The 14,773-nt window shown below is 55.5% G+C and carries 14 protein-coding genes; 9 read left to right on the plus strand and 5 right to left on the minus strand.

Annotation, left to right across the window (positions count from 1 at the left end; all coding sequences use genetic code 11):
* Positions 1-54 precede the first annotated feature (54 nt).
* Entirely contained in the window at positions 55-984 is a 930-nt protein-coding gene (locus C1N58_RS04510; protein WP_394550465.1) for an Rpn family recombination-promoting nuclease/putative transposase, read from the minus strand.
* Between the two features lie 179 nt (positions 985-1,163).
* A complete protein-coding gene (locus C1N58_RS04515; protein ID WP_394550466.1) occupies positions 1,164-2,216 on the minus strand; it encodes a YeiH family protein in 1,053 nt (350 codons plus the stop codon).
* A 102-nt stretch (positions 2,217-2,318) separates the two neighbouring features.
* Here C1N58_RS04515 and C1N58_RS04520 point away from each other — a divergent pair, with 102 nt between their 5' ends.
* The 5 genes from C1N58_RS04520 (at position 2,319) to C1N58_RS04540 (ending at position 7,215) form a co-directional block, all read left to right on the plus strand.
* Positions 2,319-2,684, plus strand: a complete 366-nt coding sequence (locus C1N58_RS04520; protein WP_006119946.1) for a YkvA family protein — start codon at positions 2,319-2,321, stop codon at positions 2,682-2,684.
* 17 nt (positions 2,685-2,701) lie between these two features.
* A complete protein-coding gene (gene yieE / locus C1N58_RS04525; protein ID WP_033740566.1) occupies positions 2,702-3,571 on the plus strand; it encodes a DNA-binding transcriptional regulator YeiE in 870 nt (289 codons plus the stop codon).
* Between the two features lie 181 nt (positions 3,572-3,752).
* Positions 3,753-5,213 (plus strand): amino acid permease, encoded by a 1,461-nt coding sequence (locus C1N58_RS04530; RefSeq protein ID WP_033740564.1) that lies wholly within the window; start codon positions 3,753-3,755, stop codon positions 5,211-5,213.
* Between the two features lie 137 nt (positions 5,214-5,350).
* Complete coding sequence (locus C1N58_RS04535; RefSeq protein WP_054633448.1) at positions 5,351-6,427, plus strand: FecCD family ABC transporter permease; 1,077 nt, start codon at positions 5,351-5,353, stop codon at positions 6,425-6,427.
* On the plus strand, positions 6,427-7,215 hold the full coding sequence (locus tag C1N58_RS04540) for an ABC transporter ATP-binding protein (protein ID WP_006119940.1): 789 nt from the start codon (positions 6,427-6,429) through the stop codon (positions 7,213-7,215). Before C1N58_RS04535 ends, C1N58_RS04540 begins: the two co-directional genes overlap by 1 nt.
* 35 nt (positions 7,216-7,250) lie before the next feature.
* Here C1N58_RS04540 and fghA read toward each other — a convergent pair whose 3' ends face one another.
* The 3 genes from fghA to C1N58_RS04555 all read right to left on the minus strand — a co-directional run bounded on the left by fghA (position 7,251) and on the right by C1N58_RS04555 (position 10,222).
* Complete coding sequence (gene fghA / locus C1N58_RS04545; protein WP_394550468.1) at positions 7,251-8,096, minus strand: S-formylglutathione hydrolase; 846 nt, start codon at positions 8,094-8,096, stop codon at positions 7,251-7,253.
* Positions 8,097-8,107: 11 nt separating this feature from the next.
* A complete protein-coding gene (locus C1N58_RS04550) occupies positions 8,108-9,232 on the minus strand; it encodes an S-(hydroxymethyl)glutathione dehydrogenase/class III alcohol dehydrogenase (protein ID WP_033740561.1) in 1,125 nt (374 codons plus the stop codon).
* 78 nt (positions 9,233-9,310) lie between these two features.
* Complete coding sequence (locus tag C1N58_RS04555; protein ID WP_033740559.1) at positions 9,311-10,222, minus strand: putrescine utilization regulator PtrR; 912 nt, start codon at positions 10,220-10,222, stop codon at positions 9,311-9,313.
* A 106-nt stretch (positions 10,223-10,328) separates the two neighbouring features.
* Here C1N58_RS04555 and C1N58_RS04560 point away from each other — a divergent pair, with 106 nt between their 5' ends.
* From C1N58_RS04560 to galS, 4 genes are all read left to right on the plus strand, one after another.
* Positions 10,329-11,456 (plus strand): YbfB/YjiJ family MFS transporter, encoded by a 1,128-nt coding sequence (locus C1N58_RS04560; RefSeq protein WP_394564634.1) that lies wholly within the window; start codon positions 10,329-10,331, stop codon positions 11,454-11,456.
* Between the two features lie 125 nt (positions 11,457-11,581).
* Complete coding sequence (folE, locus tag C1N58_RS04565) at positions 11,582-12,247, plus strand: GTP cyclohydrolase I FolE (protein ID WP_006119934.1); 666 nt, start codon at positions 11,582-11,584, stop codon at positions 12,245-12,247.
* Positions 12,248-12,296: 49 nt separating this feature from the next.
* Positions 12,297-13,457 (plus strand): DUF418 domain-containing protein YeiB, encoded by a 1,161-nt coding sequence (yeiB, locus tag C1N58_RS04570; protein WP_394550470.1) that lies wholly within the window; start codon positions 12,297-12,299, stop codon positions 13,455-13,457.
* 140 nt (positions 13,458-13,597) lie between these two features.
* Positions 13,598-14,638 (plus strand): HTH-type transcriptional regulator GalS, encoded by a 1,041-nt coding sequence (galS, locus tag C1N58_RS04575; RefSeq protein WP_054633452.1) that lies wholly within the window; start codon positions 13,598-13,600, stop codon positions 14,636-14,638.
* Positions 14,639-14,773: the final 135 nt, after the last annotated feature.

Below are 14,773 nucleotides of genomic sequence, written 5' to 3' on the forward strand. Positions count from 1 at the left end.
TGGCAAGCGTCTGCAACAGAATGATGCGGGGACTAAAAAGGTTGGGCAAACCTGTCAGTGGCGGAGTTGCGCGACATCTTTTTCGCTCAGGCCGGTCATTTTGATGACGGTAGGGCGGTCAAAGCCGTTAGTTAACATGACCCGGGCAATCTTCAGCGCTTCTTCCTTTCTGCCTTTCTCAAGACCACGCTGTTCGCCCAAACGGATACCTTTCTCAATCCCTTTTTGTTCCAGCTGTTCTGCAATGGTCATCAGTGCGTCTCCGTGTTGCGGCACCCGCTGTGCCAGCTTATGGATTAAGGCGTGCGCATCCGACACCTCGCCCGCCTGCACCATGTAGTTTACCAGCGAGATAACCTGTGATGAAGAGAGATATTCATTTGTGAGAATAGCCACCAGCCTGTCAAGCATCACGGTCAGATTACGCTGATGGATGTGCTTCTGAAGTAACGTTAAGGCGGCCATACGGCGGTGGTGCAGGATCTCGTCGTCAGGGATACGCGTTACGTCAACCAAAGGGAAAGCCGCCGTGTAAAGTTTGCCCGCCTGATCCGGTAACGCAAAGCCATCCAGCCAGCAGAGAGAATAGGGATAGGGGCTACGTTTACCGGTGTAGAACAAGACGGGAATGACTAACGGCAGCGTTTGATGTCCGGCTTGCAGATGGCGATGCATGGCGGCCACCGCATAGCGCATTAACCTGAAGGCCATGTGTTTATCCGGACCAGACTGGTGTTCAATAAGGACGTGGATATAGCCTTCGCCGGACGCGGTTTTCACGCTGTACAGCACATCGCTATAGTACTGCCGCAGGTCGTCCTCGACAAAGGAACCCGATTCCAGCTTAAGCGTGGTCAGATCGCACAGGGCGCGCAACGCTTGTGGCAGGTGGATCGCCATAAAATCCCGCGCCACGTCCGGCTCGGTCAGAAACTGTCGGAACAGCGCGTCGTGAGGTGTCGGTGTTGGGGACGTTCTCTTCATCAGTTCCGGCTCGTAAAAATCACCGGTCTACAATAGAGCTACGGGAGGATCTTACCTAATAACAATGGCTTAATTTACGGCGCTTCTCGCAACGCTTGATGAGATGAACACCTTCAGCACGCGAGCAAACGGGCTAACCGGCCTGCATGCGGCCGGTTTAATAAAGACATGAACGTGCCTTACGCGATAAAACGCTGAACCAGCAGGTTAATCGTGCCGCCGCCCAGCACCAGCCAGCCAAAGACCAGTGCCCCCAACAGCACAGGTTTATAGCCCGCTGCACGCAGGGCAGTGAAACGGGTGGTCAGACCCAGTGCCGCCATTGCCATGGTCAGCAATATTCCTCCCAGCGTGTTGAACATATTCACCCATCCGGCCGGCAGCCAGTGCAGCGAGTTGAACAAGGCGACAACGACAAACATCAGGGCAAACCATGGAAACGTCACCGGCTTTGCGCTCTGCTGTTCTGCCTGCTCACGTCGCAGGGCGCCGCTCAGCAACAGTAAAAACGGCGCCAGCAGCATGACGCGCAGCATTTTCGCGATGACGGCGCTGCTTTCGGTTTCGGGCGCAATGCTGTGTCCGGCAGCAACGACCTGCGCCACCTCATGAATGGTTGAACCGGTAAAAATGCCAAACTGCGTCAGCGTGACACGGGGAAAAAAGTCATGCACCAGGGGCCACAAAACGGGATAAATAAAAATCGCCAGGGTACCAAACAGCACCACCGTAGCGACGGCAACGGCCACTTTTGACGGCGCCGCTTTGACCACCGGTTCCGTGGCCAGCACCGCCGCGGCGCCACAGATGCTGCTGCCTGCACCAATTAACCATACAGTTTCGCGGTCAAGCTTCAGCAGACGTCGGCCCAGCAGGCAGGTCACAAAGAACGTACTGCTCAGGGTCAGCACATCAATCAGCAGACCGCTTAATCCCACGTCGGTGATTTGCTGCAAGGTGATGCGAAAGCCAAACAGAATCACACCGAGCCTGAGCAGTTTTTGTTTTGCCAGCTGTACGCCCGCGTCACACTGGCCGGCAAGAGGCGAGTAAACGCTGTTACCGACGATGATGCCCAGCACAATCGCCAGAGTTAATGATCCCAGACCCAGACGAGCGATGCCTGGCACCTGGGCCACAGCGGCAGTCACGCTGGCGATCAGGCCGCATAACAACAGGCCGGGTAGCCACTGCTGAACGAAAGGATTTTTTGAGAGGGTGATGTCTGCCATGATTACGCTCCTGGTTGAGCGCTCATCATCATGCGGGGCTTGTTAAAAGTGAAATTGATTATATATTTATAATCTACCGCTATAAGTGATAAGGCAGGAACTATGCTGTTTGCACGACTGAAACGCTTAATCACGCTCATCAAACGCGATGTGCTGACGCTCGCCTTTGCCTGTCGCGATCCTCAAACACCGCTGTGGTGTAAAGGCCTGGCCGCCGGGTTGCTGGCGTACGGCATAAGTCCGATCGATTTGATTCCGGATGTTATCCCGGTTGTGGGATTAGTAGACGATGCCGTCATTATCCCTGCCGGTGTCATGTTACTGCTGAAAATGCTGCCGCGCGAGGTTCGGGCCCGCAGCGTCGCGCGTGCGCAGCAACAGCGTGCACGCGGTAAAAAAGTATTGGGTGTACTGGGTGTGATTTTTCTGCTGTGGATCGCCCTGATCGTTTACCTTGTCGCGCGCTAAGTGATTCCGGAGTTTTCATGCATATTACCCTGCGACAAATTGAAGTGTTTACCGAGGTGCTTAAAAGCGGCTCTACCACCCAGGCTTCTCAGGTGCTGGCACTCTCCCAGTCTGCTGTCAGTGCCGCCCTGGCTGATCTGGAAAACCAGTTAGGTGTGCAGCTTTTCGATCGGGTAGGAAAGCGGTTAGTGCTCAACGAACATGGCCGGTTACTTTATCCCCGTGCCGTTGGCCTGCTCGAACAGGCCACAGAAATCGAACAGTTATTTAAAGAAGATAACGGGGCTATTCGTATTTATGCCAGCAGCACCATCGGGAATTATCTGCTGCCGGGGATGATTGCCGGTTACCGCCGTGATTTCCCCACGTTGCCTTTAGAGCTGAGCGTGGGAAACAGTCAGGACGTGATCACAGCCGTTTCCGATTTTCGCGTCGATGTGGGATTAATTGAGGGGCCGTGCCATATGACAGAACTGGTCAGCGAGCCCTGGCTGGAAGATGAACTGGTGGTCTTTGCCGCACCGGACGCCGCCATTTTGCAGCAGCCCGTCACGCTGACCTCGCTGGCTGAGGCCACCTGGATTCTCCGCGAGCGCGGCTCAGGTACGCGCGAGATTGTCGATTATCTGCTGTTGTCCCATTTGCCGACATTTCAGTTGGGCATGGAGCTGGGCAACTCCGAAGCGATAAAGCATGCCGTGCGGCACGGGATGGGCATCAGTTGCTTATCACGTCGGGTGATTGCCGAGCAGTTGAGCGCCGGGACGCTGATTGAGCTGAAAACGCCTTTGCCGAATCTGACGCGCACGCTTTATCGCATCCACCATCGACAAAAACACATCTCAAAGGCCCTGTCGCGGTTTTTATCGTACTGCCGGGAAACGTAAACGCCCGATGAATGGTGGTTTAATCAGCGGTTCAACCCCTTGAATTTCAGGGAAACAGGCGGCGCCGCTAATAATTTCGCGCCAATCATGAAGGTAACTAATAACAGCGTAGCATTCGCTATACAGCGTGGCCTTTGCTGCTACAATCGCGCCTTATTTTTACCCAGCGTAATGTTTACACATGCATAATGACACAAATACAACACAACAACCTGCGTTACGACGCGATCTAAAAGCACGCCACCTCACCATGATCGCTATTGGCGGATCAATCGGTACAGGTCTGTTTGTGGCATCCGGTGCCACCATCTCTCAAGCTGGCCCCGGCGGGGCATTACTCTCATATGCCTTAATTGGCTTAATGGTCTATTTCCTGATGACCAGCCTCGGCGAACTGGCCGCCTTTATGCCGGTTTCCGGCTCCTTCGCCACCTACGGTGCCAAATATGTGGAAGAGGGCTTTGGTTTCGCCCTGGGCTGGAATTACTGGTACAACTGGGCGGTCACCATTGCTGTCGACCTGGTGGCATCGCAACTGGTTATGAATTACTGGTTCCCCGACACGCCGGGCTGGATCTGGAGCGCACTGTTCCTGAGCCTGATGTTCCTGATCAATTACATTTCAGTCAAAGGCTTTGGCGAGACCGAATACTGGTTCTCCTTGATCAAAGTCGCCACCGTCGTGATCTTTATCGTGGTGGGCGTGTTGATGATTGTGGGTATTATGCGTGGCGCGGAAAATGCAGGCTGGCATAACTGGCAGGTAGGCGATGCGCCGTTTGCCGGAGGCTTCGCGGCGATGATCGGTGTTGCAATGATTGTCGGCTTTTCTTTCCAGGGGACTGAACTCATCGGCATAGCGGCGGGTGAATCTGAAGATCCGGCGAAAAACATTCCGCGCGCCGTGCGTCAGGTGTTCTGGCGCATCCTGCTGTTTTATGTGCTGGCCATTCTGATTATCAGTCTGATTCTGCCCTATACCGATCCGCAACTGCTGCACAATGATATTAAAGATATCAGCGTGAGTCCGTTTACCCTGGTGTTCCAGAATGCCGGCCTGCTGTCTGCGGCGGCGGTCATGAACGCGGTGATTTTAACGGCGGTACTGTCGGCGGGTAACTCCGGGATGTATGCCTCAACGCGCATGTTGTATAACCTGGCGTGTGAAGGTAAAGCGCCGCGCATTTTTGCCCGGCTGTCAAAAGGCGGCGTACCGCGTAATGCGTTATGGGCCACCACCGTCGTCGCGGGTTTGTGCTTTTTAACCTCAAAATTTGGTAATCAGGAAGTCTATCTCTGGCTGCTGAATACCTCCGGTATGACAGGCTTTATCGCCTGGTTAGGGATTGCCATCAGTCATTATCGTTTCCGTCGCGGTTATGTGGCTCAGGGGCGCGATCTGAGCGACTTGCCGTACCGCTCAGGCTTCTTCCCACTGGGGCCCATTTTTGCCTTTGTACTCTGTCTGATTATTACGCTCGGTCAGAATTACCAGGCCTTCCTGCAGGACACCATTGACTGGTACAGCGTTGCAGCGACCTATATTGGCCTGCCCTTGTTCCTGCTGATCTGGCTGGGTTACAGGCTGGTGCGGGGCGGACGCATTGTGAAATACAGTGAGATGGAATTTCCCCGCTCATAACGGGTTAAAAGCGCACGGTAAACGCCGTGCGCTTTTACGTTACGTCATCACTATTAACATTCCATGAATTGATAATTATTATCACCTGCACTATTGTGGCTGCGTTTTTAATTTTGGAGCCATTACTGGATTGAACCATGACAACGGAATCCTCGTTGATTGGTGCTGAAGCAGGCCATCAGCCCATACTGAAAAATTATCATCAGGTTTTGCGCCGCCGCCTGTTCTGGATAGGGGCGTTGCTGGTGGCGATCCTTGCGTCACTGGTTCTGGACTTTACGCTCGGCCCGGCCGGACTTTCGCTATCGACGTTGTGGCACACGCTGCTCTCACCCGAGAGCGTTGATGCAGGCACGCGCGTCATTGTCTGGGATATCCGCCTGCCTTATGCGCTCATGGCCATCGTGGTCGGCCTTGCACTGGGCCTTGCCGGCGCAGAAATGCAAACCATCCTTAATAACCCGCTTGCCAGTCCGTTTACGCTGGGCGTTTCCTCGGCGGCGGCGTTCGGTGCCGCACTGGCCATTATTTTAGGCGTGGGGATTCCGGGGATCTCCGGTCAGTGGTTTATCTCAGCCAATGCGTTTATCTTTGCTCTGCTGGCCGCCTTAATGCTGGACGGCATTACGCGCTGGACACAGGTCTCGTCATCTGGCGTGGTGTTATTTGGTATTGCCCTGGTGTTTACCTTTAATGCGCTGGTGTCGATGATGCAGTTTATCGCCAGTGAAGATACGTTACAGGGGCTGGTGTTCTGGACCATGGGCAGCCTGGCGCGTGCGTCCTGGGAAAAACTGGGCGTACTGAGCGCGGCTTTTGTGCTGTTGGTGCCGTTTTCCCTGCTCAGTAGCTGGAAACTGACCGCACTGCGCCTGGGGGAAGACCGGGCAGTGAGCTTTGGTATCGATGTGCGCCGTCTGCGCCTGGCGACTTTGCTGCGTATTAGTGTGCTATCCGCCTTAGCGGTTGCCTTTGTCGGCCCGATTGGTTTTATTGGCCTGGTCGCACCGCACATCGCCCGTATGATGTTTGGCGAAGATCATCGCTTCTATCTACCTGCCAGTGCGCTGACCGGTGCCCTTGTGCTGTCGCTGGCCTCAGTGGCTTCCAAAAACCTGATTCCCGGAGCCATCATCCCGGTCGGGATTGTGACCTCGCTCATTGGGGTGCCATTTTTCCTGAGTATCATTTTGCGTCACCGAGGGCATGTGTAATGGAACAGGGATTACGCCTGCGCGGCTTCACCACCGGTTATCCTAAACGTCAGGTCATTGATAACCTTCACGTCGAGCCGTTACCGCGTGGCGAAATCACGGTCCTGCTGGGACCGAACGGCTGCGGTAAATCCACCTTACTGCGTGCGCTGGCCGGGCTGAATAAAGGGCAGGGCGAACTGTGGTTAAACGGCGAAGATCTGATGACTCAGCCCTTTGCCCGCCGGGCCAGACAGGTTGTGTACCTGCCGCAATCGTTGCCCGCGGGGGTGCATCTGCATGTGCTGGAGTCCATTATCGTCGCGCAGCGTGCGTCATCGGGCCTGCACAGTCCCGCCAGTGAAGCCGATGTCATGAGACTGCTGGATCAACTGGGCATTGCCCATCTGGCGATGCGGTATCTGGATCAGCTCTCGGGTGGACAAAAGCAGCTTGTTGGCCTGGCCCAGTCGTTGATTCGCCGGCCTGCGCTGTTACTGCTGGATGAACCGCTGAGTGCGCTGGATTTAAACTACCAGTTCCACGTTATGGATTTAGTGCGGCGTGAGACGGCGCTACGCAATATGGTGACGGTGGTCGTGGTCCACGATATCAATATCGCTTTACGTCACGCGCAGCATGCGCTGATGCTCAAAGCGGGACGGTTAATCGCAGAAGGCGCACCGGATAGCGTGATCACGCCCACTACGCTGGCGCAGGTTTATGGCGTGCAGGGCCGCATTGAGCACTGTTCCCGCGGAATGCCGCAGGTCATGATTGACGGATTAGTCCGGGAAGGGCTGATGTAAAAAAACGGGGATGGCGCACGCCATCCCCGGTTGTGTTATCCCACCAACAAGTGCTGCGCATGAAAGCGCAGATGATCTTCCACGAAGCTGGCGATAAAGAAGTAACTGTGATCGTAGCCTGGCTGAATACGCAGAGTTAACGGGAAATCCATCTCCTGCGCCACTGCCTCTAATCGCTCCGGCTGAAGCTGATCCGCCAAAAACTGATCGCTGTCGCCCTGATCGATCAATAACGGCAGGCGATGCTGAACCTCGCGCATCAGCTGACAGCTGTCGTATGCCCACCAGGCCTGGCGATCCTCTCCCAGATAAGCGGTGAACGCCTTTTGTCCCCAGGGCACATCGGCGGGATTCACAATCGGCGCAAAGGCGGAGGCGGAGGCAAAGCGGTTTGCCAGGCGTAACGCCAGCATCAGCGCGCCGTGTCCGCCCATAGAGTGCCCCATGATCGACTGACGTTCACTGACCTTAAAGTTATCGGCAATCAGCGCAGGCAGCTCCTCACTAAGGTAGTCGAACATCCGATAGTGGCTCGCCCAGGGCTGCTGCGTCGCATTGAGATAAAAGCCCGCGCCCTGGCCCAGATCATAGCCCTCGTCATTGGCCACCGCCTCACCGCGCGGGCTGGTATCGGGCATGATCAGCACCAGCCCCAGTTCAGCGGCGACGCGCTGCGCACCCGCTTTGGTGGTAAAGTTTTCATCATTGCAGGTCAGGCCTGCCAGAAACCACACCACCGGTGGGGGCGAATCCCCGCGCGGACGGGGCAAATAGATGCTGAACGTCATCGGGCAGTTCAGCACCTGGGAGGGATGACGCCAGCGCTGCTGCCAGCCGCCAAAAATACGGTGTTCTTCCAGTAACTCAAGAGAAGATGTCATAGCGCCCCCGATTACTTATTGAAGTGAACGACGGAGCGGATCGACTTCCCTTCGTGCATCAAATCAAAGGCGTCATTTATCTCTTCCAGCGGCATGGTATGCGTAATGAAGTCGTTCAACGCAAATTTACCATCGAGGTAATCCTGCACAATCCCAGGCAGCTGCGAGCGACCTTTTACGCCACCAAACGCAGAGCCACGCCAGACGCGCCCTGTGACTAACTGGAACGGACGCGTAGAGATTTCCTGGCCTGCACCGGCGACGCCAATGATCACCGACTCGCCCCAGCCTTTATGGCAGCACTCCAGGGCAGAACGCATCACGTTGACGTTACCGATACATTCAAAGGAGAAATCCACGCCGCCGTCGGTGAGTTCAACAATCACGTCCTGGATAGGTTTATCGTAATCCTTAGGGTTGATCAGATCGGTCGCACCAAGTTTACGGGCCAGGTCGAATTTGCTGGTATTGATATCAATACCAATGATGCGGCCGGCCTTCGCCATTTTCGCGCCGATAATCGCTGACAAACCAATGCCGCCCAGACCAAAGATGGCAACGGTATCGCCTTCTTTAACTTTAGCGGTGTTCATCACTGCGCCCATACCGGTGGTTACGCCGCAGCCCAGCAGGCACACTTCTTCCAGTGGCGCTTCTTTACTGATTTTCGCCAGAGAGATTTCCGGGACGACGGTGTATTCGGAGAAGGTTGACGTGCCCATATAGTGAAAAATGGGTTTACCGTCTTTAAAGAAGCGCGTCGTGCCGTCAGGCATCAGGCCTTTACCTTGTGTGGTGCGGATGGCCTGGCACAGATTGGTTTTGCCTGACAGACAGAACTTACATTTACCACATTCCGGCGTGTAAAGCGGGATAACATGATCGCCCACTTCCACGCTGGTGACGCCTTCGCCGACCGCTTCAACGATACCGCCGCCTTCGTGACCCAGAATCGCCGGGAACACGCCTTCCGGATCGCTACCTGACAGCGTATAAGCATCCGTATGACAAACGCCAGTGGCAACGATACGGACCAGCACTTCCCCTTTTTGCGGCGGCATTAAATCCACTTCTTCAATTTTCAGTGGTTCGCCAGCGGCCCAGGCGACAGCGGCACGGGTTTTGATCATGTTCATGCAATCCCTCTTCCAGTCAGATTGTGACGCGTTATGGCGTCTGGATGGTCGTGATTCATTAAAAATAGCGCGGAAATCTTATTCCGCCGCCTGTAAAGGATGCATCAGCTCATCGTTGAGCGGACGATCGTGAAACTGTTCGATAATGAGGTACTTGAGTGCCTCAACATTGGGCGTGAAGGCGTCCCGTCGCCACATCAGCCAGGTCGCAGTATCACGATACTTCGCCGGCAGGCTGTGTACCTGAACCCGTGCGCGCTCTGGCATCTGTTTCAGGACCGACGCCGGAATCATCGCCACGCCTGCACCGCCTGCGACACAGGCCAGCATGGCATGATAAGACTGAATCTCCATGACGCTGTTTGGCGCGGCCTGGCTGTCGCGATACCAGGCTTCCAGTTTCACCCGGTAAGAGCAGCTGTTGCGGAACGCAAACAACGTATCTTCCTGAGTATCGCGTGCGCTCGTCACCGGGATGTGGTCAAGGTCAGTGATGAGCACCATCTCTTCACGGAACGCAATACAGCCATTCAGATCGTCATGCTGAACCGGCCCGTCGACCAACGCCGCGGCCAGTGTTCCTTCGCGAACCCGATCGATAATTTCACCGGAGGTGCCAGTGATCAGCGATAAGGCGACCGCCGGAAAACGCTGATGATAGGCAGCCAGCAGGCCAGGCAGGCGCGTTGCCGCCGTACTTTCCATCGAGCCCAGCGCAAAATTCCCGCCAGGCTTACCGGTGCGCGCCATACTTAAGGCTTCATCGCTCAGGGCCAGAATGCGCTGCGCATAGTTAAGAAAGTTATGGCCCATCGGGGATAAGCGAATACGCTGTTTTTCCCGAATGAACAGATCGGCACCCAGTTCCTCTTCCAACTGGCGCAGGCGCGTGGTGAGGTTAGAAGGCACCCGATGCAGTTGTTCCGCAGCACGGGCAAGAGAACCGCTCTCTGCCACGGAACAGAACATACGTAGCTGGACTAAATCCATGTGTTCTCTTCCTGTAAACAAGTTGGTTAATATTATTCACTTTTCGTGATTCTAAGCATCGTTCATGCTGTACGCAAGTTTCAATTTAAAAAAACTGAGGTGCCCAATGGCATTTCGCGTCGCGATAAGTGCGTTTTTGACCTTGTTTGTCGTCATGGGCATCGGCCGTTTTGCGTTTACGCCCCAGGTGCCTTTACTGATTCAGGCTGATCAGTTAACCCTGACCAGTGCCAGTGTGGTCGCAGCATTAAACTATCTGGGTTACCTGTGCGGTTCCTTTGACGCGATGCGCGCGCAGCAGCGTGTGGAGTGGCGCCTGCATCTGGGGGTTTGGGGCGCGGTGGTGTTAACCGCGTTGTCAGCCTGTGCCGGGGGCCCCTGGCTGCACGGGATCATTCGCTTTGTGATTGGCTGGGCCAGCGGCTGGGCCATGGTGCTGGTGGCCGCGTGGAGCAATGAGCAACTGCATCACTACGGTCGTCCTGGTCTGTCGGCGGCGGTCTTTGCCGGTCCCGGCGCTGGCATTTTCATCAGCGGCCTGCTGGCGGTCATCTTACACAGTTTACAGGTCTCTGTGACGCTGGCGTGGGGCATTTACGCTGTGCTGGCCGCCGTGCTGGTGGCGGCCATCTGCCGCAACCTGCCGCGTACGGGGGCGCTGCACCGGGCAGGGCAGGTACCAGCGCCGCTGACGCTGACGCCCAACCTGCGGCGGCTGGTCCTGAGCTACAGCCTGGCGGGGTTTGGCTATATTTTGCCTGCCACCTTTTTGTCGCAAATGGCGGCAGCCCGTTTTCCGGGCAGTGCGCTGGCGCAGCTGGTCTGGCCGGTATTTGGCGGGGCGGCGATGCTGGGCATCGTCATCGGTATTGTGACGCGTCGAATGGGGCAGGCGCATGCCCGCCTGGCCATCACGCTCTGGGCCCAGGCGCTGGGCGTGCTGGCGGCCGCCTTGTTGCCGGGGTTCGGTGGTTTGTTACTTGGTGCGCTGCTGGTGGGCGGGGGCTTTTTGAGTGTCGTGCAGTTGTCGCTGCTTTGCGCGTGTGAACTGGCTCCGCAGCATACGCGCTATATGGCGGGCTTACTGACCACCGGCTATGCGATTGGGCAACTGGCTGGCCCCTTACTTTCCTCACTTTCAACCCTGTTTCTGCACCACCTTGAGCCTGCGTTATGGGTAGCAGGCGCCAGTCTGGTCTGGGCGGGCCTGTTAGTGTGGCGGCGGGTCGCGTGAAAAGCTTTCATCTCCAATCAGATTGATTGCTGGATTCCCTGCACAGAAAGTCTCACAATACGCGCTCAGTAATATGACCCGCAGGTAACAGACTGCGGGCGCAACACCTGCCGGAGAAGAGTAAGATGAGTACCTTAAGTCAGGAAGCTGCACTGGTTCACGAAGCGCTGCTGGCGCGTGGGCTGGAAACGCCGCTGCGTGCACCTACGCGTGAAATGGACGATGAAACGCGCAAAAGCCTGATTGCAGGCCATATGACGGAAATTATGCAGCTGCTGAATCTGGATCTTGAAGATGACAGCCTGATGGAAACCCCGCACCGCATTGCCAAAATGTATGTCGATGAGGTCTTTTCCGGTCTCGATTACGCCAATTTCCCCAAAATCACCCTTATCGAAAACAAGATGAAGGTGGACGAGATGGTCACGGTACGCGACATTACGCTGACCAGCACCTGTGAACACCACTTTGTGATTATCGATGGCAAAGCCACCGTCGCCTATATTCCCAAAGACAAAGTGATTGGTTTGTCCAAAATTAACCGCATCGTGCAGTTTTTTGCCCAGCGACCTCAGGTGCAGGAGCGTCTGACTCAGCAGGTGCTGCTGGCGCTGCAAACATTGTTAGGCACCAATAACGTTGCTGTTTCCATTGATGCCGTCCACTACTGTGTAAAAGCACGCGGTGTGAAAGATGCCACCAGTGCCACCACGACCACTTCCCTGGGCGGTCTGTTTAAATCCAGCCAGAATACCCGTCAGGAATTTCTGCGCGCGGTGCGTCACAGTTAATATCGACAGGTGGGCGCAGATGCGCCTGCCGGGTCCGTCAGGAGCCGCTATGCAACGCTACCTTGCGCTGGATTTTATTCGCGGCTGTGCCATTCTCGGCATCCTGTTGCTGAATATTATTGGTTTTGGCTTACCTTCTGCGGCCTATCTCAATCCTGCCTGGCAGGGCAGCGTCACCTTGTCTGATGCCTGGACATGGGCGCTGTCCGATATCTTCGCGCAGCTTAAATTTCTGACGCTCTTTGCGCTGCTGTTTGGCGCGGGGTTGCAACTGCAGCTGCCGCGCGGAAGTCGCTGGCTGTCCGCCCGTCTGTCATTACTGGTGCTGCTGGGGTTTCTTCACAGCATTTTTATCTGGGAAGGCGATATCCTGCTGGATTACGGCATTATCGGCCTGATCGTCTGGCGGATGCTGCGCGATGCGCCGTCCACGCGTGGGCTAATCAATACCGGGATTTTACTTTATCTGGTGGGCTGTGCGCTGTTGCTGATCTTTGCCCTGATTAGCAGCGCCGAGCCGTCACGCTCGTGGTTGCCCGGCGCCGCAGACATTCAGTATGAACAGTTCTGGAAGGTCAACGGCGGGCTGGCGGCGGTACGCATCCGCCTGGATAACCTCTCCTCCGGTTTAATGGCGCTGGTGGCGCAGTATGGCTGGCAACTGGCCGGACTGATGCTGCTGGGCGCTGCCTTGTTACGTAGCGGCTGGCTGAAAGGAACGTTTCCCGTGTCCCATTACCGGCGCGTTGCGCGGATGTTACTGCCGATTGGGCTGGGGATAGCGACGGCAGGTGTAGCTGCGCAATGGTTTGTGGACTGGGATGCACGCTGGAGTGCGTTCTATTTACAACTGCCGCGTGATCTTGCCAGCCCGTTAATCAGTATCGGCTATGCCGCACTGTGCTTTGGATTTTGGCCAGCCATTCAGCGCTGGCGGATGAGTTATGCTATTCAGTGTGTGGGCCGCATGGCGCTCAGTAACTATCTGCTGCAGTCCCTGATCGGCACTACGCTGTTCTACCGCTTCGGGCTTTTTATGCACTTTACGCGCTGGCAACTGGTCATGATGGTGCCAGGCATATGGTGTATTAACCTGCTGTTTTCCGTGCTGTGGCTACGCTATTTCCCGCAGGGGCCGGTGGAATGGATCTGGCGTCGTCTGACACGCTTTCTTGCCACGCCGTACCCCACGTCATCCTCAGAAAGATAATGACGGTCATCACAAAGGTTGCAGAATTGTATGTAACCGTTTTCATTGGTGTGACGCAATTCACGCTGTCCCGTGCACTTCCCTGACAGAATAGCGCCGGTGCCATAACCGGCGTAATGCCTTTTCTCTGGAAGTGCTGCATGATAACCATTCGAGATGTTGCGCGTCAGGCGGGCGTGTCCGTAGCGACTGTCTCGCGCGTACTAAATAACAGCAGCGCGGTCACCGCTGAAACACGTGACGTCGTGTTACAGGCGGTTGACGCTCTGGGCTATCGCCCAAATGCCAATGCTCAGGCGCTGGCAACCCAGGTGAGCGATACGATCGGCGTCGTCGTCATGGATGTCTCCGATCCCTTTTTTGGCGCGCTGGTTAAAGCGGTGGATACCGTGGCACAGCGCGTCCAGAAACATGTACTGATCAGCAACTCCTGGCATCAGGAAGAAAAAGAGCGTCACGCTATCGAAGTGTTGATACGGCAACGGTGCAATGCGCTGGTGGTCCATGCGAAAACGCTTTCAGACGCAGAGCTGGCGGGCTTTATGAGTCAGGTGCCAGGTATGGTGGTTATCAACCGCAGCATACCGGGTTATGAGGCCCGTTGCGTCAGTCTGGATAATGTGACCGGGGCCTTAATGGCCTCACGCATGCTGCTGCAACAGGGGCATTCCCGCATCGGCTATCTCTGTTCAAGTCATCCCATTGAAGATGTGGATCAACGGCGTGAAGGCTGGTTACAGGCGCTGGCAGAGCAGGGAATCCGTCCACAGGAAAGCTGGATAGCCAGCGCAGAGCCGGATATGCAAGGGGGCGAAGCCGCAATGGTGGAACTGCTGGGACGCAATCTGAATCTCAGCGCCATTTTCGCCTATAACGATGGTATGGCGGCCGGTGCCCTTACCGCTCTGAAAGACAATGGCATTCAGGTACCGCACCATTTTTCTGTCGTCGGCTTCGATGATATTCCGGTTTCGCGGTACACCGATCCTCAACTTACCACAGTCCGTTATCCTATTGTTTCTATGGCAAAACTTGCCACTGAACTGGCCCTGCAGGGCGCGGCAGGCTGTCTTGACACTACGGCGAAACATATCTTTATGCCCACCCTCGTTCGCCGCCATTCCGTCGCGCAAAAGCAAAGTGTGGAGTCCGTCACTAATTCAGGCGATTCCACGATGTAACCGTTTTCAATCTGTGATTGTATTCACAGTTAATTAACATTGCTATCACTATGATGGCAACGTCTTACAGTACTGAAACATTATGTAACGCCACTCTCCCGTTGAGGGCACCGACAGCATCGTTGGTTCAGGCTT

This window comes from Pantoea sp. SGAir0180 (assembly GCF_043546245.1).